This window comes from Allomuricauda sp. M10, from assembly GCF_020782875.1.
In the GTDB taxonomy this organism is placed as follows: Bacteria; Bacteroidota; Bacteroidia; order Flavobacteriales; family Flavobacteriaceae; genus Flagellimonas.
This window is the reverse complement of the sequence record NZ_JAJGBN010000002.1, coordinates 513,918-534,861: the sequence shown is the minus strand read 5'-3', so window position 1 is coordinate 534,861 and position 20,944 is coordinate 513,918. Positions and strand designations below refer to the sequence as shown.

Sequence of the window (20,944 nt, the reverse complement as noted above, 5' to 3'; positions counted from 1 at the left end):
ATGTTAAAATGAAAAAATTGATGATTTCCACTTCAAACATCTTTTAAGTGGCCTCTATTTTCTTCCGAAATCGGCAGGTATTTCACCCCATGCCTTGGTTTCCCATTTTAATATTTTATTATTATAACTGTTTTCTTGTAACCATTTATCTGCTCTTTCTAACAATTCAAAAGAATCTTTGTTTAGTTTGGACAGTTCATGATTAGTCCTATGTTTTTTCTCCTTAACCCAACCAATTGCAATCTTGCTATCAGAGTATATTGGCCTATTGTCATTTGTTTTTTTCATAAGAGCAAGAGCATGAACTAACGCCAAATATTCTCCTATGTTATTTGTAGAATCTAAAAAAGGACCCTTGTGAAATACAATCTTACCAGTAGAAAAATCTACACCTTGATATTCCATAGTCCCAGGGACACCTTGGCAAGCTGCATCAACTGTCATGGAATTTTTAATTGGCTCACCAATCAATTTTAGTTCTTCTTCACTTAGTAAAGAAAAAAATATATCTTTCCCCCAATAGTTTTCATATCCTTCGGTTAAGGCCTTCTTTGCTATGTCATAAGTAGGGAAGCCTTTGTATTTAGCATTCGGATAACCCTTTGTTTGAAGTTGACATTCATTCCATGTTTTATAAATGCCGGGGTTGAATCCTTCCCAAACTACATAAAATTTGTTTTTTTTCTTAGCCATTACAAAGTAGTTTTTCAATGACCTGTGGGAAATGTTCATATTCCAATTGGTGTACCTTTTCGGCAATGCTGTTGGCATCATCATTGGGTGTAACCTGGGTCTTGGCCTGAAAGATGATGGCACCTTCATCATATTGTTCATTTACATAATGAATGGTGATGCCGGTTTCAGTTTCTTGGTTTTCCTTCACCGCTTCATGAACCCTTTCGCCATACATGCCCTTGCCACCGTATTTCGGCAGCAATGCCGGGTGAATGTTAATGATCTGGTTCGGATAGACGGCAATCATATTTTCTGGAATTTTCCAAAGGAAACCGGCCAAAACGACCAAATCGGTAGATAAGCCTTGTAGCAGCTTTACCACTGAATCAGAATCCCTGAATGAAGTGCGGTTGAAATAAAACGCCGGTACCTGCAGCCTGTCGCATCTTTCCAAAACCTTTGCCTCCTTCTTATTGGTAAGCACCGCGGCCACTTGAATTTCGGGGTGATTTTGAAAATGGGTGATGATATTTTCCGCGTTGGAGCCACTGCCAGAGGCCAAGATGACAATTTGCTTCATCTGTTAGGATTTGATATGATTTTGGACTAACTTCAGGCGGCTAAAGTAAGATACTGAGTCTTAAGAAGTTTAATTTGGAACACATTTTATCGACAAATGATGTAATTAATCCAATATTTTATATTTTTGCCAACGATAAAATTTTTAAAACCACAATAATTATGTCAGACATTGCATCAAGAGTAAAGGCTATCATTGTTGATAAACTAGGTGTTGATGAAAATGAAGTTGTAGCAGAAGCTAGCTTTACCAACGATTTAGGGGCGGATTCCTTGGACACTGTTGAACTTATCATGGAGTTTGAGAAGGAATTTGATATCCAAATACCTGATGACCAGGCAGAAAACATCGCCACTGTAGGTCAAGCCATCAGCTACATAGAGGAAGCGAAGTAATTTTATGATATATTACTAAAGATTTTAAATTATCCATGTGGTGATGATCGCATGGATAATTTTTTTTATAATTTAGGTCTAAAGGGTAAAAAAATAGTTCAATGCAGTTAAAGCGAGTTGTAGTTACCGGAATGGGGGCGCTTACCCCAATTGGCAACAATCTGAAAGCTTATTGGGAAGGACTAAGGACCGGCAAGAGCGGTTCTGCGCCCATTACGTATTTTGACACCGAAAAGTTCAAAACAAAATTTGCCTGCGAGTTAAAGGAGTTTGATCCCAACGACTACTTTGATAGAAAAGAGGTCCGTAAACTTGACAGGTTCGCGCAATATGCACTGGTATCTTCCGATGAAGCTATTGCTGATTCGGGAATCGATTTGGACAATGTGGACAAATTTAGGGTAGGTGTTATTTGGGGCGCGGGAATAGGTGGATTGGAAACTTTCCAAAACGAGGTCATCGGCTACGCAGAAGGCGATGGTACTCCCCGTTTTAATCCGTTCTTCATTCCAAAAATGATTGCTGATATCGCTCCCGGGAACATTTCCATTAAGCATGGGTTCATGGGGCCAAACTATACTACGGTTTCCGCTTGTGCCTCTTCGGCCAACGCCATGATCGATGCACTCAATTATATCCGTTTGGGCCATTGTGATGTTATCGTTACCGGAGGTAGCGAAGCCGCTGTGACCATTGCAGGTATGGGCGGTTTTAACGCCATGCATGCCTTGTCCACAAGGAATGAAAGTCCTGAAACGGCTTCCAGACCTTTTGATGCAACAAGGGATGGATTTGTTCTTGGTGAAGGTGCCGGGGCGCTGGTGTTGGAAGAATACGAGTACGCCAAGGCAAGAGGAGCCAAAATCTATGCAGAGGTAGCCGGAGGAGGCATGTCAAGCGATGCCTATCACATGACGGCTCCACATCCTGAGGGAATCGGAGTGGTTCGGGTAATGGAAAATTGCTTGAGGGACGCAGGTCTGAAACCAGAGGACGTGGACGCCATCAATACACACGGTACTTCTACACCACTAGGGGATGTTGCGGAGCTTAAGGCTATTTCCAAGGTGTTTGGTTCTCATGCATCTAAAATCAACATCAACTCTACCAAGTCCATGACCGGGCATTTATTGGGAGCTGCCGGGGCCATTGAGGCCATTGCCTCCATTTTGGCCATGGAACACAGCTTGGTACCACCGACCATTAACCATAGTGTAGTGGATGAGGAAATCGATTCTTCCTTGAACCTTACCTTGAACAAGGCACAGCCAAGGGAAGTGAAAGTGGCCATGAGCAATACTTTTGGTTTCGGAGGGCACAATGCTTGTGTATTGTTTAAAAAATTAGGGTAGTTTTGTAACATGAAACTCACCTCCAAAATATTCAATTCCCATCCCAACTCGGATGGGGATTTTTTTTTGGGAATGAAAAGGATTCTGGGCTTTAAGCCGAAGAGTATAGACATCTACAAGAAAGCCTTTCTACATCGCTCCATGAACCAAAAGGATTCCAGCGGAAACCCTATGAACTATGAGCGATTGGAATTCTTGGGCGATTCCATGTTGGGGACCATCATATCCAGGCACCTCTACAACGAGGTTCCGGAAGGGGATGAGGGCTATCTTACCAAAATGCGCTCCAAAGTGGTGAGCCGTAAACACCTGAACGAACTTGGGAAAGACCTGGGGCTGCTCAAATATGTGGAAAGCAGGATTCCAAAGTCCCATTTTGGGGAAAACATCCATGGTAATGTCTTTGAGGCGTTGATCGGCGCCATCTATCTTGATCGCGGGTACAAATACTGCGAAAAATTTATCCATGACCGTGTCATTGAACCCTATGTGGACATTGAACAACTGGAAGGTAAGGTCATCAGCTACAAGAGCTTGGTAATCGAATGGTGCCAAAAGCAGAAAAAGCCCTTCAACTATCTTGTTTATGAGGATACCGGCAATGATGAACTCAAACATTTTGCCGTAAAACTTACCATTGGAGACCGTATTATGGCCAAAGCCAGGGCAACCTCAAAAAAGAAGGCAGAGGAAAAGGCATCCAAGCGCGCCTATTTTGCATTGCAGAACAAGATGGAAAATTCCTAACTTGAAATCATTATCAAATTCAATCGTTTTCGTTGGTTTTACAAGTGTATTGTTTTGTAATAACTAGGCATTGAATCGGATTAAGAGTATATTTACAGCTCGTGTTAAGGCATGTTGACAACACACAAGATATCGGCCGACTTTTTCGATGACAGCTTTCAGCTCATCGCCATACACAGTAATTTGGAAGATTATGCCATTACCTATGCCATAAATTCCAATTGCGGATTGTATTTGAAAAGGATGAAGAACGACCTTCATTTGGAACAGAGCCAATCCTATTCCGTGTTCGATTGGGACGATGAGCTCAACCATATGTATTGGACCCTGATCTCTAACAAATGTGAGGTGGAGGCAATCATTCCTTCGGAAGGATTGTTCGGGAACGATGTTTCAACAAGAACGGATCACCTGATCAAAGAACACAAGGAAGTGGACTATTTTTTAAAGGTGGATGCGGCCGAAGAAGATGTACTGGCACAAAAAATCAAAGCTATCAACAAGATATCGAAGGTCATAACAGCATATGCTTTGGACACGGAAACCTTAAAATCAAAAAGAAATTTAATCTTTTAACAATGCCAACTAGAAAGAAGACAAAAATTGTAGCAACATTGGGACCGGCTACCAGTAAGAAAGAAACCTTGAAGGCGATGATCGAGGCTGGAGTCGATGTATTCAGGATCAACTTTTCCCATGCCGCTTACGAAGATGTTGCCGAACGCATAAAAATGATAAGGGAATTAAATGAGGAGTTGGGTGTAAATACGGCTATCCTTGCCGATTTGCAAGGTCCTAAACTCCGAGTTGGGGTCATGGGGGGTGAAGCCATTGTAGAACCTGGTGATGAAGTGACCTTTGTAACCGGGGAGCCTTTTGAAGGTACTGCCCAACGTGTTTACATGAACTATCAGAACTTTCCCAAGGATGTAAAGCCAGGGGAACGCATCCTTTTGGATGATGGTAAACTGATATTCGAGGTAAAGTCCACCAATGGGGAAGACGAAGTAAAAACTACTGTGATCCAAGGCGGTCCGCTAAAATCAAAAAAAGGGGTAAACCTTCCCAATACCAATATTTCCCTTCCAGCATTGACCAAAAAAGACATCAAGGATGCCATTTTTGCATGCGGTCAAAAAGTGGATTGGATGGCCCTTTCCTTTGTACGCCACAGCCAAGATCTTATAGACCTTCAGGAATTGATCAAGGAACATTCCGATCATAAAATTCCGATCGTTGCCAAGATTGAAAAGCCAGAGGCAGTTGAAAATATCGATCAAATCGTAACTTATTGTGACGGTTTGATGGTGGCCCGTGGAGATTTGGGTGTTGAGGTGCCCGCACATGAGGTACCATTGATTCAAAAGAAACTGGTGCTACGTGCCAAAAAGGCAAGGATTCCCGTAATAATTGCCACCCAAATGATGGAGACCATGATTACCAGTTTGACCCCGACCCGGGCCGAGGTGAACGACGTGGCCAACTCTGTAATGGACGGTGCCGATGCCGTGATGCTTTCCGGTGAAACATCTGTAGGGAACTATCCAGTTCAGGTAATTGAAAAAATGGCAAGCATCTGTATGAACGTGGAAGGATCCAGCCTGATCAAAGTGCCACAGACTCCACCAAGCATCAGAACCAAAAGGTACATTACCAAGTCGGTGTGTTACCATGCCGCTCTGATGGCCAACGATATTGAAGCCAAGGCCATTTCTACCCTTACCAACAGTGGATACACCGCCTTCCAGATTTCTGCATGGAGACCGAGTGCCCATATTTTGGTGTTTACATCCAACCGTAGGATCTTGACCCAATTGAACCTTTTGTGGGGGGTAAAGGCTTTCTATTATGACAAGTTTGTATCTACCGACCAAACCATAGAGGACGTGAACAAAATTGCCTGCCAACAAGGGTTTTTGGATGTTGGGGATATGCTGGTCAGCCTTGCCGCCATGCCGATCAAGGATAAAGGTATGGTGAACACGCTACGTGTAACCGAAATAGAGAGCTGTAGTTTCTAAAATAAGCTCTTCAAGATATGATGGACCCCTTGTTGCACTTGGTAACAAGGGGTTTCTTTTTGGATTCTATTTAAAAACTGTAAGTTTTTGTGGTCGGAAAAGACTGATTTTAAGTTGGCATATAGCTACACGGAAATCAACCTGAAATTCATGAAATACGAATACAATGACCCTAGATTGGGAGCACTGTTGGGTCTGACAAGTGACTTCAAAAGAGACGAATATCGATTTTCGGATACGTCCAATACCATCAAATTTTTATGGAATAGAAATTGCGACCCCGTTGCACTGTTAGTTGATGGCATGACGGTGAAACTCTTGCCCAATCAGTTGATGACCGTTACCAATTTGCAGCACGTATCCCTTGAAAATGCTGAACTGCCATTGGCGGCCATTCTTTTCAATAGGGAGTTTTACTGCATATTCGACCATGATAGCGAAGTGTCTTGCAACGGTATTTTGTTCTTTGGCACCCAAGACCTTCCCATCGTTACCATTTCAGAAGATCAATTGAACAAGTACAATTTATTGTACGACATGTTTGTGGAAGAGTTTTCCACCCCGGACAACATCCAAGGGGACATGCTCCAAATGTTGCTAAAGCGAATGATCATCCTGAGCACCCGATTGGCCAAGGAACAATTGATCGTTAAAACGCTGGATAACGACCAAATCGACATCATCAGAAAGTTCAATTATTTGGTAGACCTGCATTACAAGACCAAGAGAAGGGTAAGTGATTATGCCGAAATGCTCTTCAAATCCCCCAAAACACTTTCCAACCTATTTTCCATCTACAACCAAAGATCGCCCCAACAGATTATTTTGGACCGGATTGCCTTGGAATCCAAGCGGCTCATAAATTATACCGACAAACAAAACCAGGAAATCGCTTTCGACCTTGGGTTCAATGATGCTGCCCATTTCAGCAGATTTTTCAAGAAGATGACCCAAATGACGCCCTCGGAATATAGGGAAAGCCTTGTTTTTGTTGCCTAAGGGAAAGTTGAACAAGTCAACGGGAAATCCCTCCTAACCCTTACCTCCCTTATCGCCGCATCTTTGCCTTGTAATTTAAAAACAGGTAAAAGATGAAAGCAATCGATAAACCCATTTTCAACCTTATCGAAATTTTTAGAAGCTCACCCAAGCAACAACAACCGTTGGTCGCAGTGGAGCATTGTGAGCAAAAGTTCCATCATGATTTTTATTGTGATGCCGAGAAACCCTTCATTCAGAATTATTAATCCATTATAACATTAAATTCATACATCATGAGCACAATCAATGTACCTAAAAGAGAAGAAGTAAGCGCCGCCAATCAGGCCATTTTTGACAACTTGCAAAAAGCGTTGGGCTTTGTTCCCAACCTGTATGCCACCTTTGCCCATTCAGAAAATGCGTTGGGCAATTACCTGACCTTTGCCAATGCCAAAACCTCTTTGAAAGCCAAAGAAAAAGAAGTGGTGAACTTGGCCGTGAGCCAGGTGAACAACTGTGAATATTGTTTGGCCGCCCATACCGCCATTGGTAAAATGAACGGGTATACCGAAGGTCAGATTTTGGAATTGAGGGCCGGTAAAGCCTCTTTTGACAACAAATTGGATGCCTTGGCAAAATTGGCCAAGAACATTACCGAAAACCAAGGGAAAGCAGATGCCAGCGTTTTGGAAAATTTCTTTAACGCAGGGTGGACCAAGGAAAATTTGATCGATACCATTGTTTTGGTGGGCGATAAGACGATCTCCAACTACATCAACAATACGGTGGGCACACCCATTGATTTTCCAGAAGTTCAACCTTTGGAAGCTGTTGAAGTCTAAGTGTTACACAATTTTAAAATTAACAAAACCCTTTCATTGCCATGGAAGGGTTTTTTATTCCAGTTCCAATTCGGAAAAAAAAGTCGGGGCAATACTTTTGGCCATGTAGATGGGCCAATCGTTTTTGAACAAATGGCTTTCGGTTATTGCACTTTCGTAGAGAAGGTAAAGCCCTCCGGACATTTTTTCGGTTTGGGCCTTGGACAGATTGGAAATATTTCGGCCAACGACTTCGCCTAAATATAGGAGCAGTTCTTTTTTCTGTTTTTGGATGACTTCCAAAATCTTCTTCTGATTGGGAGAAAGCTCCCCCAAGGTCTTGAGTGCCCAACACCCTTGAAAGTTTTTATCGCGGTACATGTCCTGCAAAAGGTCAAAGATGGCCAGCAGCTGATATTTTCCTGCCTTGCTTCGTTCCACATATGTTTTTAAGGAATCCATGAAGGCAACATGTCGTTGTGCAAGATAGGCCACACAAATATCCTCTTTGGATTTAAAATGCCCATATAGGGTAGCTTTTGCAATACCACAGTTATCGATAATTTCATTGATCCCCGTAGAGTTGTACCCTTGGGCATAGAACAGGTTACCTGCAGTGGTGATGATATGTTGGTGCAATTCAGGGCGTTGCATAACTACAAATTAAACAAGAAATTACGGGTCGGACAACAAAACCTTAGCACAACCATAAAAGTTGGTAAGCAATTGTCGCCATGGAAAATACTCAATTTTTACCACGTTCCCTAAGTGGTTAATATAGTGATAATTGTAAACATTTTCTTATCTTGTCAAGAGCAATTTATCAATCAAATAATTAAAATACAATCAAATGAAAAAACTACTCTCAGCCTTTATTTTGGGCCTTCTTTGCTTATCCATGAACTATGGGCAAGGATTTCAATTCACAGCGGATGACATCGACATCCAATACAAAAAATACACTTTGAAGAACGGCCTAACCTTGTTGGTCTATGAAGACCATAAGGCACCCATTGCTGCGGTGAACGTATGGTACCATGTGGGATCCAAAAATGAAAAACCGGGTAAAAGTGGTTTTGCCCATTTGTTCGAGCATTTAATGTTCAACGGAAGTGAAAACTACAACACGGATTACTTTCAGGCCTTGGAAAGTATTGGGGGAACCGATTTGAACGGAACTACCAATAGTGACCGCACCAACTATTTTCAAAATGTTCCGGTCTCTGCATTGGACCAAGTATTGTTCTTGGAATCAGACCGTATGGGACACTTGTTGGGTGCCATTGACCAAGCCAGATTGGACGAGCAACGGGGAGTGGTTCAAAATGAAAAAAGACAGGGCGAAAATCAACCCTATGGAAAACAGTGGGATTATCTGACCAAAGCCATGTATCCTAAGGGTCACCCGTATTCCTGGACCGTAATCGGGGAAATGGAAGATTTGAACGCCGCTTCCTTGGAAGACGTGCAGGATTGGTTCAAAACGTATTACGGACCTGCCAATGCCGTAGTTGCCGTGGCGGGTGATGTGAATGCGGAGGAAATTCTTCAAAAAGTGACCGCTTACTTTGGCGATATTCCCTCTGGTCCTACCTTGGAAAGACAAGAGGTGAACATTCCCAATAAAGTGTACGATTCGCGCCAGGTATATGAAGACAGGGTTCCCGAGACAAGGGTTTTGTTCGCGTGGAACTCTCCCGAATTTGGATCTAAGGAGGATCTTTATTTCGATTTGATCTCTTCTATTTTGACCAGTGGCAAAAATTCAAGGTTGTACCAAAAGTTTATTTACAAGGACCAATCGGCCAGCGCAGCAGTGTCCTTTCAATCTTCCAGTGAAATTGCCAGTGAATTCATTACGTGGTTGAACGTAAAACCAGGGCAAGATGCCTCTAAATTGGAACAGGAACTTTGGGAGGAAATTGATAAGTTCATCAAGGAAGGCCCGACCGAAGAAGAATTAAAAAGAGTGAAAGCCAGTTATTTTGCCAACTTCATCAAAGGATTGGAACGGATAGGCGGTTTCGGAGGTGTATCTGATATCTTGGCGTCCAATGAAACGTATCATGGAGATGCATCGTATTACAAAACCCAATTGAAATATATTGAGCAAGCCACGGCCGAAGACCTTAAGAAAACAGCGGCCAAATGGTTGACGAAGGGCAAACATATATTGATCTGTAATCCGTTCCCAGAGTATGCGGTTGAACCTTCTACCATAGATCGAAGCAAGTTGCCGGCCCTTGCGGAACAGAAGAGTTCCAAATTTCCTGATTTGCAGCGTACTCAATTGTCCAACGGATTGAATGTGGTTTTGGCCCAGCGCAAAGGAGTTCCCACGGTGGTCATCAACCTGGTGACCGATGCAGGTTACAAAACCGATTATCTGTCCACCCCTGGTACTGCAAAATTGGCCATGAACCTGATGGACGAAGGGACCAAGGATAAAACTTCACTGGAAATCAATGCGCAGCTCCAATTGTTGGGTGCTTCCTTGAGCACATTCTCCAGTCAAGATGAATCCAATGTCTATATGACTACTTTAAAACCCAGTTTGGACGCTAGTTTGGATTTGTTCTTAGATGTGGTGCTCAATCCTGTTTTCCCTGAAAAGGAATTTGAACGTTTGCAAAGCGAACAGATCAATGACATAAAAAAGGAAAAGTCGCAACCCATCACCATGGCCTTGCGTGCCATGAACAAATACATGTATGGCGATGATCACCCTTACAGCAGCCCTTACACCGGAACCGGTTATGAGGATGGGGTGGCCAAATTGACACGTAACGATGTAGTGGATTTTTACAATACCTGGTTCAAACCCAACAACTCAACCATCATCGTAACAGGTGATGTGGAAATGAGCGAATTGAAATCCAAACTGGAAAAAACCTTGGGCAAATGGAAGAAAGGAGATGTGCCTAAAATCGTTTTCAACCAGCCACAGACCAGCACCAAGAATACGCTGTATTTGATGAACAGGCCTGAATCCCAGCAATCCGTCATCTTGGCCGGACATTTGACCGAAAAGTATGGTGATGTTTCCGAGGTAGCCTTGGAGCAAATGGTCAATATCCTTGGGGGCGATTTCACTTCCCGTATCAACATGAATTTGAGGGAAGACAAGCACTGGTCCTACGGCGCGGGTGGTTTTGTAATGGGTTCCAAAGAAGTGCGTCCGTTCATTGTATATGCTCCGGTACAGACCGATAAAACGGCTGAATCCGTTACCGAGATACGCAAGGAAATTTCCGAGTTCACTTCTACCCGACCAGCCACTAAGGAAGAGTTGGAAAAAGTAAAGACCAACCAGGTGTTGAAACTTCCAGGGCAATGGGAAACCAACAGTTCCGTGAACAGCTCGGTAAGGAATTTGATCAGATATAATCTGCCAGACGATTACTATCAAAAATACGACCAGAATGTTAGGACGCTTTCTGTGGATGACATCAGAAAAGTGAGCAACCAAGTGGTGAAACCAGAAAAAATGAACTGGTTCATGGTAGGCGATAGGGCCGAGATCATTTCAAAACTGGATGAACTAGGTTTCGATAGCATCATAGAAATCGATGCCGATGGCAATATGCTGAAACCTACGGTAGAGCCCATAAAATCGGACATCAAAAACTAATAGATGAACCTCCCTTTGGGAGGTTTTTCTTTTTTTGGGATTAGAAATCGAACTTCAATTGCACCAATACGGATTCCTTTTTGGGTGGTTCGTCTTCTTTTTCGGTGTTGAGGTTCGCCAATGAAATGCCCAATAACCGCACCGATTCTTCCAAGGGAGATTGGTAGAGTAGTTCCTTGGCGGTTTCCAAGATGAGGTCCTTGCTTGAAATATAATAAGGCAGGGTTTTACTTCGCGTCTGCAAGGTAAAATCGCTGTATTTGATTTTTAGGGTGATGGTCTTGCCCGCAATTTTGGATTTCTTCAACCGCCGTTCCAGTTCCTCGGCAATGTGGTCCAATTTTTCCAACATAAAGATTTCACTGCTCAGGTTTTCAAAAAAGGTCCGTTCGGCCCCAACCGATTTTGGGATACGATGCGGTTTCACGGCACTCAAATGGATGCCTCGAACCACATGGTAATAATACTTGCCACTCTTGCCAAAATGTTCGTCCAGAAATTCCAGAGATTTCTGTTTTAGGTCCTTGCCTGTAAAAATTCCCAATCGATACATTTTGTCCGCGGTCACTTTTCCCACCCCGTAAAATTTGCGGATGTCCAAATCTTCCAAGAATTGGATCACCTCTTCCGGGTTTACCGTTTTTTGTCCGTTGGGTTTGTTGTAATCACTGGCCACTTTGGCAATGAACTTGTTGATGGAAATACCTGCAGAAGCCGTCAGTCCTGTTTTGTCCAAAATTTTCTGACGGATTTCCTTGGCGATTAAGGTGGCGGACGGATTTCCTTTTTTGTTCTCCGTTACGTCCAAATAGGCTTCATCCAACGAAAGGGGTTCCACCAAATCCGTGTATTCATAAAATATGCTTCGGATTTGGAGGGAGATTTCTTTATACCGATCAAAACGGGGTTTTACAAAGATGAGTTGCGGGCAATTCCGTTGGGCCTGCATCCCAGACATGGCACTGCGTACCCCAAATTTTCGGGCCTCATAACTGGCGGCGGAAACTACTCCGCGCTTTGATCCCCCACCCACGGCGATCGGCTTCCCTTTTAGTTCGGGATTGTCGTGCTGCTCCACGGAGGCATAAAAGGCATCCATGTCCACGTGAATGATTTTTCTTAAGGGGAAATCGAAGTCCATACTCAAATTTAGGGTATATTTAGTTTGATGGAACATTTGGAAATAGAACGAAAATTCTTGGTCACCTCGGGTGCCTATCGGCAAGAGGCCACTTCCCAAACCCGAATTGCACAAGGCTATTTGAACACCGATCCCGACCGGACCGTTCGGGTACGAATTATGGGCGACAAAGGTTTTTTGACCATAAAAGGAGGCCCCAACGATTCAGGCACCACCCGGTTTGAATGGGAAATTGAGATCGGGACAGCCGAGGCTACCAATTTGATCGACCTCTGTAACACCGGGATTTTGGAAAAACATCGGTATGAAGTTCCCTATGGCAACCACCTTTTTGAGGTGGATGAATTTTTAGGTGAAAACAAAGGGTTGGTTGTGGCGGAAGTGGAGCTCAATCACGAAGATGAAAAATTTGAAAAACCCGAATGGCTGGGTGAGGAGGTCACCGGTCAGAAACAATACTACAACTCCCAATTGAGCAAAAATCCCTATTCCACATGGTAGCCCAATCTGACACAAAAAGGAAGATTATCAATATTTTAATATTGGTGTCCGCATGTTTGGCCATTTACTATGGGCAGTATGATGACAAAACCGCTTTTATGTTCCTCAAGCCGTTGACCACCATCTTGGTGATTGCATTGCTGTTATTTGCCTCAAGAAAACGTTATGTTCGATTGGGCAATACGGTCACCATTGCCTTGGTGTTTTGTTTGCTAGGCGATATTCTGTTGCTTTTTGAATCCTACTTTTTGTTTGGACTGGTGGCATTCCTGATTGCCCATGTTTTGTTCTCCGTGGCCTTTATCCAATACAAGGGATTTTACAAAAACTGGATTTCCTTTTTGATCTTGTTTGACATTGCCGGGGTATTGTTTTTTTGGTTGAAACCCGGTTTGGGCGATCTGCTTTTGCCTGTTGCCATTTATGTGTTGATCATCACCTTTATGGCATGGCAAGGCGTGGGGCTATACTTGCGAGAAAGGAGCAATGCCCATGCTTTAATGGCCATGGCCGTATTGTGTTTTATGTTGTCGGACACATTATTGGCAATTGCCAAATTCAAGACCCCGTTTTACCTCTCTGGCCTATTGATCTTGGCTACGTATTGGTTGAGTATCGCGTTGATTGCGAATGCAACGTATAGCATTACCAAAGGGGAAGGAGAGGAGGTTTAAAATAGATTTTTGATAAAAAGAAAATGAACGACTTCGAAAAAGGTATTATCCAATATTGGACTGATGAATTTCCTGAAGTTTGGTCATTTTTGTGGTCACCTGAAAATGCTCGTAAAATTCCGACGGAGCATAAAGACCAAATTCATTTTTTGAATGAAAAGGGGACTAACCTAATAAATGAATTTTTGGACAGTTCCAAAATGACTCAAGGATTTCCTTTTGAACCTTTCAAAAACTATTTCAAAAATGTAGACGAATTTAGGTTAACAGAAAACGGCCAAAATGAAATTAAGAAATGGTTACATAGCAAGGAGATTCCATTTTCAAAATATGTGTTTATTGATAGTGACCGAAGTGGACAATCTGTAATGTTGACTTGGAAAATGGTAATTAAATATTGGGAAGGAATATTTTTCATAGATGACTTGGTCATTTTTGATAGCTCCCTTGAATGGGGATTATTTTATTATCACGAAGCTGAAATCTATTTTGGAACGGATAAGATATTTGAGAAAAATGAGAAATAAAGCAAACTTGCCAGTATGTTACAAGAAATAATAGCTAGAAAGACAAACTGAACACCATAGTAATATCAAAATCACAGCGACAAAATGGCAAAAATTAGGAAAGCAATAGTTTCGGATATAAATGGCGTTGTTGATTTGTTTGACAAATACAGGGTGTTCTACGAAAAGAAATCGGATAAGGTAAAGGCAGAAAAATTCGTTTCAGAAAGGCTGTTACAAAATGACTCCCAAATTTTTGTCGCCGAATCCGAAAGCAAAAAGTTAGCCGGATTTGTACAGTTATATCCTCTTTTTTCCTCTACAAGAATGCAACGTCTTTGGCTTTTAAATGATTTGTATGTGGAACCGGGGTTTCGGGGCAAAGGGATTTCCAAGCAGCTAATTGAAATTGCAAAAGAACTTTGTGCTGAAACCAATTCTTGTGGATTGGTATTGGAGACGGCAAAAACGAATACTGTGGGAAATCAACTTTATCCAAAAGTTGGATTTTCCTTGGATACGGAACACAACTATTATTCTTGGGATAATCCTATGTTCAAATAGAGATTGAACAAATAATTGACTGGTGTGCTACTCCTCCCTCAAAGAAATCAATTCCCCTTCGCTGCTGATAAAGATTTGTAACTCTTCATCTTTTTCAAGTTCAATGTTATAGCCAGTACTGCTATCGGCATTTTCCACATATTCAATTTCATCAATGCGGTAATCCTTGAATTTTTCATTCAATAGGTTCCAAACTTTTTCCGGCAGGTCTTTTTCCTCTATTTCATGTTCCGTTCTCACCCAGGTACCATCCTCCGTAAAAACTGCGGCATAATCCGCTCCGTTCATTTCAAATTCGGCCTCCCATTCGGTTGCGGATTCCTTCATCCAACCGGCACTGGCCATATCAGGGAATTTTTGGGCAAATCCATTTCTGGCTCCTTCAGGTGCATTGGTATAGATGTAATACACATATAGGCCCACTCCAATAATAATGACGGCTGCGGCTCCGATGAAATACTTTTTAGTGTTCATTTCTGATGATTTTTATTTCTTGGTCTGATTTTAATCCAGTTTTTTGTCCAGGGCCAAAATAGTGTTCAAAAGTACATTGGCACCGTTCGCCATATCCTCCGCCGAAGTGAATTCTTTTGGGGAATGGCTAATACCCCCTTTGCTGGGCACAAAGATCATCCCAACGGGTGCGAATCTGGAAATATCTTGGGAATCATGCCCCGCCCCACTTGGCATATATTGATAGGTCAACCCAAGGGTTTTGGTAGAATTCTCTATTTCTTTTTGGATGGAAGGGTCAGTCAATGCTGGTTCCGATGTGGTATCCAAAGGCAAAAACTCCACAGATACATGGGAGGCCTCGGCAATTTCTTCAGTTTTTTTCTTGATGGCCTGATAGACTTTTTCAATCACTTCTGCGGAAAGATCCCGTATTTCCAAACTGGCCACCACCTTTCCGGGAATCACATTGGGCGCTCCCGGTTCTACCCTTATTCGGCCTACCGTACCTACTTGGGTGCCCTCAAAACTATTGGTGATCTCGTTCACCGCCACAATGAATTTGGCGGCTGCCAACAGGGCATCTTGTCTGGCGTTCATGGGCGTGGTACCGGCATGGTTGGCAAAGCCCGTAAAGACCACATCCCACCATTTGAGACCCACAATGCCTTCCACAACACCGATGTCCAGATTCGCTTTTTCAAGTTTCCCGCCCTGCTCAATATGGAGTTCCAAAAAGGCGGCCAAGTTGCCAGGTTCACGGATAGCGTCTTTAATTTTTGTGGTATCGCCACCAATTCTCATGATGCCCTCGCTCATGGAATACCCAGTGGCATTGACGACAGGAAAAGCGGCTTTGGTCAAATTTCCGGCCATGGCACGACTGCCCATAACCCCACCTTCTTCATTGGGGAAAATGATGACTTCCAAAGGATGCTTGGTCTTGATGTCGTTTTCTATCAAGGTCTCGATAACCTCTAAAGCGGCCATGGAGCCCACACAGCCATCATAATTACCACCATGGGGCACCCGGTCAATGTGTGATCCAAAAGCTATGGGTTTTTTAGAGGAGTCCTTTCCAGGTTTTTTTCCAATGATGTTGCCCGCGGCATCTATGGTTACGGTCATGCCAAAACCCTTAAGGGTTTCCACTACCCAGTTCCTGGCTTCAATATCCGCATCGCTAAAAGCCACGCGTTCCGTTTCGCCGTTTTCTTGAAGTCCGAATTTGGCCAAGTCGAAGATGCGTTTTTCCAATCGGGCCTGATCCACTTTCGGGTTCTTTTTTTGTGCCGATAGCATTCCGATGGTAAAAAAGGAGAGCAGGAGGATGAAGCGAACAGACATGATTACCTAATATTTTTAGAAAGGTAACAATTTACAGGGAACTTACTGTGATCAAGCGTTCTCGGTAGCAGGGGATTTCAGTTTAAACCCCAAGCCTTTCAATCCTGACCACTTTTTGTTCAAACCGCCAAATAAGGGAATTGCAAATCCGACAGCTAGGAACAAAACAGAGATTACAAAGATGTTGTAGCTGTGTACAAAGAAGGAACCACTGTTCAATACGCCTAAAATCAAGATGGTTGATAAGGGGAAGGAAAGCGCCAAAATGGCTACGCCGTAATCACTGCTAAAGGTTTTTTTCTTTTCTGAAATATCCGCTTCCATACCATCCACGGCCGCAAGGTGGGCATAGGGCCAGAAGCTACAGGCACTCAATCCAAAAGCTAGGATAAGTAAAATCTCGTTTTGGGCATTTATTCCAGCAATGGAAACAAAGATTCCTGAAATTAAAAGCACCAAACCTGCACGGGTGCAAAGGAGTGAAAAAATCTGAAAAAACTGTTTTCTCTTGATTTTCACGGCCAACCCGATAAAGAGCAAAACCAAGGGAGTCATGATCATGCTCAATTTTTCAAGCGTTTCGCTTAAAAAGAAGGGCAGGGAATGCATGGTAAAACCGAAACCTAAAAGAACAAGGGCAGCTGCGATAAAAATATTCACAGGTTCGGAAACCATGGCCTTGATGAGGGGTCTAAGTTTGGTTCCGCCGTTTTTAGGTTTATCGAACTGTAGCCCATAATGCCAGTTCATGGCAACGAGGTACAGAAAAAATAGCACAAAGACTTTGTTTCCCAAATCGGACATGGCCGCTTTTGCCAAATAATCTTCGCCTAAAAACTCAAGAATAAAGGGAAAAGAAGATAATCCGGGGGCCAATGAGGGGATCAACAATTTGGCGGTACGAAATTCGGGTGTTCCCTTGCCGATACCCACAAGAGGCAAAATAAAGGGTACGGCCAGGAACAAAAGTAAGTTAAGCCCAAGGGCCAAAACAGGCAATATTAAAAGATGTAATTCCACCTTAATGCCCAACAACGCTATGAATATCGTTGCGGGCAAAGCAAGGTTTAGAATTATTTTTTTGATTCCCGTTATCTCCTCCTTGTTCTTAAATTTTGCCTTTAGCAAGATTCCAATGAAGATGAAAAACAGGAATACAATAGTCTTTTGAAATCCAGTGTCCACTATACCAGTACTTTATTGATGGCAGCGGTAAACATTTTCATTTCTTCCATGGTTCCCATACTTACCCTACACCAATTTTTACCCATAAACTGGAAGGCACGGACACCAACATTCAATTCGGTCATTTTATTCAAGAATTCTTTTCCTTCCATCTCAATGGGGAAAATCATGAAACTGGTATGGGAAGGAACATATTCGAATCCTTTTTCTTCCAAGCTCTTGGCCACGTAATCCCTACATTCGGCATTCAACATCCTGGATTTTTCAATGAATTCGGCATCGTCCATAGCGGCCATGGCAGCATGTACGGAAGGAAGGGTAATGCCCATTCCACCTCGGGTAATATTTTGCAAACGGTTCAAAGTTTCTTCCAAAGCCACAATATAACCTACCCTTAGGCCAGCCATACCATGAATTTTGGAGAACGTTCTGGCGATGATTACATCCTTACCTTCGTTTACCAAGGAAACCATGCTCTTTTTGGCTCCTTCGTCCAAGAACCACAAATAGGCCTCATCAACAAAAACAGGCACTTTTTCGGAAACCCTAGAGCAGAAATCAACCAATTCCTGATGGTCGGTCATGGTTCCGGTTGGGTTGTTAGGGTTACAGATATACACCAATTTGGTATCAGCATCAATGGCCTCTTCCATGGCCTTAAGATCGTGCGACCAGTCCGCTTTTAGTGGAACCGGTTTCCACTTGGCACCAACGGATTCGGCTACTTGGATAAGGGACATATAAGCAGGATCGGCAGAAACCACGTTTCCTCCATTCATGAAAAAGACCATGGCGGTCTTTTCCAAAAGGTCGGAAGACCCTGGGCCCATCATAATATTTTTACTTTCCACACCTTCAAACTTGGCGATCTTGTCCACCAATTGGAACAACTCTTTCCAAGCATATCTGTTACCACCTGCAGCGGTATTTTTAAAAGCCTCCACAGCCATAGGCGATGGACCATAAGGGTTTTCGTTGGCATTCAGTTTGGCGGTAATGGGCGCCAATGGTACTGGAATGTCCGGTAAAAATTCCTTGAAAAATTGACTATATACTGCATTTCCCTTGGCGTCCAATGTTAGGGGAGCCATTGGGGTTTCAGCGATTCCAAAATATGGAAGGGCCATTGCTCCACCTGCGGTGAGCATACTTTTTCTGATCCAGTCTCTGCGGTTGATGTTGGTTGTTCCCATTGATTTTTGAGTTTTTAGCAAGAAATTAAAATTAGGCGATCAAAATGCCAATTGCAATGCTAAAAAGATAAAAATCAATACTTTAAAATGGAATTATAGTAAAATAATCTTGGTCAAATTTCGAAATTGACATCGTTTTGACCAAAATGATGATTATTTTTCCAAGGGCGATGTAGAAAGGTACTCCAATGTAAGAATCCCTCTTAAGTTATTGATAATGATGTGTTCCAATAATTCTTGGATGCTGTATTCTTCAAAAAGGGTGGGAGTCGAGTAAACCATTTCTTCCATTCTGCCCAAAATGAGCATACAGACAAGCTCTACTTTGACCTCTTTTCTAACCTGTCCCAAGTTTTGTGCTTTCTTTAAAAGGGGACATACCAAATCCCAAATTATATCCTTCTTGAATTCGGAATATCGTTTATAGGCATCGGGGTAATACTTGGATAGGCCATATAAAAAGGAAGGGTTGATTTCCTGTAAAGTCATCAACCCTTGTTTATAAATAAATATTATGGTAGTTAGAGGCTCATTTTCATTCGGATTTTGGACCATATAGTCATCTACCTTGGCTCTTAATTGGTTCAAAAGAAAGCAAAGACTTTCAGACACCAATTCTTCCTTACTCCCAAAATAACGGTACAGTGTTTTTTTGGAAATACCAAGGTTTTGGGCCAATTCGTCCATGGAGAACCGTTTGCTTCCAAACTTGGTAAAGTTCTCAATGGCATAGGCCAATATGTCCTTTTTATCCTCGAGCATCCAGGCTATTATTTCCAACCGCCTCCAAGGGCCCGATAGAGTTCCACAATGGCACTCAATTGACCGTATTGGGAGTCTACATAACTAAGTTCAGAGCTTAGGGCATTTTGTCTTGCCGTTAGCACTTCCAAATAATTGGCCAAACCGTTATTCAACAGTTCTTCGGAATAATCCTCGGCAGTGGAATAGGCTTCCAGTTCCTTGGAACGGGCCATCAATTTTTCGGTCTCAGCGTCATAGGTGTACAACGCGTCCGAAACTTCGCGGCCGGCGGTCAAAAGGGTTTTTTTGTATGAAAGCAAAGCTTGTTCCTGTTGTGTCTTGGCCACTTCCATTTGTGTGCGAAGTCTTCTTCCATTAAAAATAGGTTCTGTCAAAGAGCCAATCAATTGGGAAAACAAGGAACTGGCGTCCAACCAATTTTCAAATTCCAGACTTTGGAAGCCTCCATTGGCAGTTAGACTTAATGACGGGTACATACTGCTTTTGGCCACATTGGTCAACTCAAAGGCGTTGATAAGTCCGTATTCGGCCTGCATAACATCAGGTCTATTGGTCAGCAACAAATAAGGCACCCCGATCTTCAACTCGGTATCGATAGACTGATCATCCAACTTGCCTCGCAAAACCTCATGGGCAGGTTCCCCCAATAAAATACAGAAAGCATTTTCCAGAAGTTTGATGTTGTTCTTCAAATTGATCAGAATAATTTCCGTGGCGTGCACCTGGGCTTCGGTCTGTTTAACCGCTACTTCGGTCACTAGTCCGGCATCTTTCAAGGCTTGGGTAGTTTCCAAACTGCTTTTTCTGGCATCAAGGGTCTTCTCGGCAATTTCACTTTGCTTGTCCAAAGCCATCAATTGATAATAGGTATTGGCTATTCCTGATACCAAATCAGTCTTAACCGCTTGATGGGCAGAAACACTTTGCAGGTAAGAGGCGCCATAGGCCTTTTTGTTGCTTCGGATTTTACCCCAAACATCGGCTTCCCAAGATAAAGATCCAGAAAGTTCATATTGTTCCAAAGCACTGGTAAAAAAGCTCCCGAACTGGCTATTGCCCGAGTTTTTGGTTCGGGTAAAACTAGCGGTTCCAGAAAGCGTGGGGAAGTATCCAGCTTTTCCTTGCTTTAAATAAGCTTCGGCAGCCACTACATTTTGAAGGGCGATTCGGATGTCCAAATTGTTCTCCAACCCTTGGGTAATATAGGACTTCAGTTGTTCATCGTTAAAAAGGTCTTTCCATGACACATCGGCAATGGAAATACTGTCTTGTGGCAATTGGTCCGTTCTGTACAAGCTCTCCGTTTCCAGTTCTGGTCTCGAATAGTTCTTGGCCACAAAGCAGGATTGCAATAACAGGGGAGCCGTTAGCAACAAGATCAGTTTATATGTGGATTGTATTTTCATGATTCT

The 20,944-nt window shown here is 42.8% G+C and carries 23 protein-coding genes; 13 read left to right on the top strand and 10 right to left on the bottom strand.

The features are described 5' to 3' along the window. Positions 1 to 54: 54 nt before the first annotated feature. The gene (locus LKX84_RS07535; protein ID WP_228236522.1) at positions 55 to 693 is read right to left on the bottom strand and encodes a viroplasmin family protein; all 639 of its coding nucleotides are present in this window, start codon (positions 691 to 693) and stop codon (positions 55 to 57) included. Then, positions 686 to 1,255: a phosphoribosylglycinamide formyltransferase gene (gene purN, locus LKX84_RS07530; protein WP_228236521.1), complete on the bottom strand. Its 570-nt coding sequence runs from the start codon at positions 1,253 to 1,255 to the stop codon at positions 686 to 688. The genes LKX84_RS07535 and purN overlap by 8 nt, the downstream gene beginning before the upstream one ends. 161 nt (positions 1,256 to 1,416) lie before the next feature. Between purN and LKX84_RS07525 the strand changes: the two genes are divergently transcribed. The 8 genes from LKX84_RS07525 to LKX84_RS07490 all read left to right on the top strand — a co-directional run bounded on the left by LKX84_RS07525 (position 1,417) and on the right by LKX84_RS07490 (position 7,593). Next, positions 1,417 to 1,650, top strand: a complete 234-nt coding sequence (locus LKX84_RS07525; protein WP_009778413.1) for an acyl carrier protein — start codon at positions 1,417 to 1,419, stop codon at positions 1,648 to 1,650. 101 nt (positions 1,651 to 1,751) lie between these two features. Further along, positions 1,752 to 3,002 carry a beta-ketoacyl-ACP synthase II gene (gene fabF, locus LKX84_RS07520; protein ID WP_228236520.1) on the top strand — a complete coding sequence of 417 codons (1,251 nt, stop codon included), beginning with the start codon at positions 1,752 to 1,754 and terminating at the stop codon, positions 3,000 to 3,002. A gap of 9 nt (positions 3,003 to 3,011) precedes the next feature. Continuing rightward, positions 3,012 to 3,749 (top strand): ribonuclease III, encoded by a 738-nt coding sequence (gene rnc / locus LKX84_RS07515; protein ID WP_228236519.1) that lies wholly within the window; start codon positions 3,012 to 3,014, stop codon positions 3,747 to 3,749. A gap of 111 nt (positions 3,750 to 3,860) precedes the next feature. Beyond that, positions 3,861 to 4,325: an IPExxxVDY family protein gene (locus LKX84_RS07510; protein WP_228236518.1), complete on the top strand. Its 465-nt coding sequence runs from the start codon at positions 3,861 to 3,863 to the stop codon at positions 4,323 to 4,325. Positions 4,326 to 4,327: 2 nt separating this feature from the next. After that, positions 4,328 to 5,770, top strand: a complete 1,443-nt coding sequence (pyk, locus tag LKX84_RS07505; RefSeq protein ID WP_228236517.1) for a pyruvate kinase — start codon at positions 4,328 to 4,330, stop codon at positions 5,768 to 5,770. An 87-nt stretch (positions 5,771 to 5,857) separates the two neighbouring features. Then, a complete protein-coding gene (locus tag LKX84_RS07500; protein WP_228236516.1) occupies positions 5,858 to 6,769 on the top strand; it encodes a helix-turn-helix domain-containing protein in 912 nt (303 codons plus the stop codon). A 92-nt stretch (positions 6,770 to 6,861) separates the two neighbouring features. Next, complete coding sequence (locus LKX84_RS07495; protein ID WP_228236515.1) at positions 6,862 to 7,017, top strand: hypothetical protein; 156 nt, start codon at positions 6,862 to 6,864, stop codon at positions 7,015 to 7,017. A gap of 27 nt (positions 7,018 to 7,044) precedes the next feature. After that, positions 7,045 to 7,593, top strand: a complete 549-nt coding sequence (locus tag LKX84_RS07490; protein WP_228236514.1) for a carboxymuconolactone decarboxylase family protein — start codon at positions 7,045 to 7,047, stop codon at positions 7,591 to 7,593. 54 nt (positions 7,594 to 7,647) lie between these two features. Here LKX84_RS07490 and LKX84_RS07485 read toward each other — a convergent pair whose 3' ends face one another. Continuing rightward, on the bottom strand, positions 7,648 to 8,226 hold the full coding sequence (locus LKX84_RS07485; RefSeq protein ID WP_228236513.1) for a TetR/AcrR family transcriptional regulator: 579 nt from the start codon (positions 8,224 to 8,226) through the stop codon (positions 7,648 to 7,650). A gap of 196 nt (positions 8,227 to 8,422) precedes the next feature. Between LKX84_RS07485 and LKX84_RS07480 the strand changes: the two genes are divergently transcribed. Continuing rightward, complete coding sequence (locus LKX84_RS07480) at positions 8,423 to 11,203, top strand: M16 family metallopeptidase (protein ID WP_228236512.1); 2,781 nt, start codon at positions 8,423 to 8,425, stop codon at positions 11,201 to 11,203. A 40-nt stretch (positions 11,204 to 11,243) separates the two neighbouring features. On the opposite strand, the gene dinB is transcribed toward LKX84_RS07480, so the two are convergent. Beyond that, positions 11,244 to 12,344, bottom strand: coding sequence for a DNA polymerase IV (gene dinB / locus LKX84_RS07475; RefSeq protein ID WP_228236511.1), 1,101 nt, complete (start codon positions 12,342 to 12,344; stop codon positions 11,244 to 11,246). Between the two features lie 27 nt (positions 12,345 to 12,371). Between dinB and LKX84_RS07470 the strand changes: the two genes are divergently transcribed. The 4 genes from LKX84_RS07470 to LKX84_RS07455 all read left to right on the top strand — a co-directional run bounded on the left by LKX84_RS07470 (position 12,372) and on the right by LKX84_RS07455 (position 14,589). Next, positions 12,372 to 12,845 carry a CYTH domain-containing protein gene (locus tag LKX84_RS07470; protein ID WP_228236510.1) on the top strand — a complete coding sequence of 158 codons (474 nt, stop codon included), beginning with the start codon at positions 12,372 to 12,374 and terminating at the stop codon, positions 12,843 to 12,845. Then, positions 12,839 to 13,519, top strand: a complete 681-nt coding sequence (locus LKX84_RS07465) for a lysoplasmalogenase (protein WP_228236509.1) — start codon at positions 12,839 to 12,841, stop codon at positions 13,517 to 13,519. Before LKX84_RS07470 ends, LKX84_RS07465 begins: the two co-directional genes overlap by 7 nt. 23 nt (positions 13,520 to 13,542) lie before the next feature. Then, entirely contained in the window at positions 13,543 to 14,046 is a 504-nt protein-coding gene (locus LKX84_RS07460; protein ID WP_228236508.1) for a hypothetical protein, read from the top strand. A gap of 84 nt (positions 14,047 to 14,130) precedes the next feature. After that, the gene (locus tag LKX84_RS07455; protein ID WP_228236507.1) at positions 14,131 to 14,589 is read left to right on the top strand and encodes a GNAT family N-acetyltransferase; all 459 of its coding nucleotides are present in this window, start codon (positions 14,131 to 14,133) and stop codon (positions 14,587 to 14,589) included. 27 nt (positions 14,590 to 14,616) lie between these two features. On the opposite strand, the gene LKX84_RS07450 is transcribed toward LKX84_RS07455, so the two are convergent. The 6 genes from LKX84_RS07450 to LKX84_RS07425 form a co-directional block, all read right to left on the bottom strand. Continuing rightward, the gene (locus tag LKX84_RS07450) at positions 14,617 to 15,063 is read right to left on the bottom strand and encodes a PepSY-like domain-containing protein (protein ID WP_228236506.1); all 447 of its coding nucleotides are present in this window, start codon (positions 15,061 to 15,063) and stop codon (positions 14,617 to 14,619) included. Between the two features lie 30 nt (positions 15,064 to 15,093). Next, positions 15,094 to 16,389 carry a Zn-dependent hydrolase gene (locus LKX84_RS07445; RefSeq protein WP_228236505.1) on the bottom strand — a complete coding sequence of 432 codons (1,296 nt, stop codon included), beginning with the start codon at positions 16,387 to 16,389 and terminating at the stop codon, positions 15,094 to 15,096. A 51-nt stretch (positions 16,390 to 16,440) separates the two neighbouring features. Then, positions 16,441 to 17,448, bottom strand: a complete 1,008-nt coding sequence (locus LKX84_RS07440) for a permease (protein ID WP_228236504.1) — start codon at positions 17,446 to 17,448, stop codon at positions 16,441 to 16,443. Positions 17,449 to 17,573: 125 nt separating this feature from the next. Then, a complete protein-coding gene (locus LKX84_RS07435) occupies positions 17,574 to 18,767 on the bottom strand; it encodes a pyridoxal phosphate-dependent aminotransferase (RefSeq protein ID WP_228236503.1) in 1,194 nt (397 codons plus the stop codon). A gap of 153 nt (positions 18,768 to 18,920) precedes the next feature. Beyond that, positions 18,921 to 19,529: a TetR/AcrR family transcriptional regulator gene (locus LKX84_RS07430; protein WP_228236502.1), complete on the bottom strand. Its 609-nt coding sequence runs from the start codon at positions 19,527 to 19,529 to the stop codon at positions 18,921 to 18,923. Positions 19,530 to 19,537: 8 nt separating this feature from the next. Next, on the bottom strand, positions 19,538 to 20,938 hold the full coding sequence (locus LKX84_RS07425; RefSeq protein WP_228236501.1) for an efflux transporter outer membrane subunit: 1,401 nt from the start codon (positions 20,936 to 20,938) through the stop codon (positions 19,538 to 19,540). Between the last annotated feature and the right edge of the window lie 6 nt (positions 20,939 to 20,944).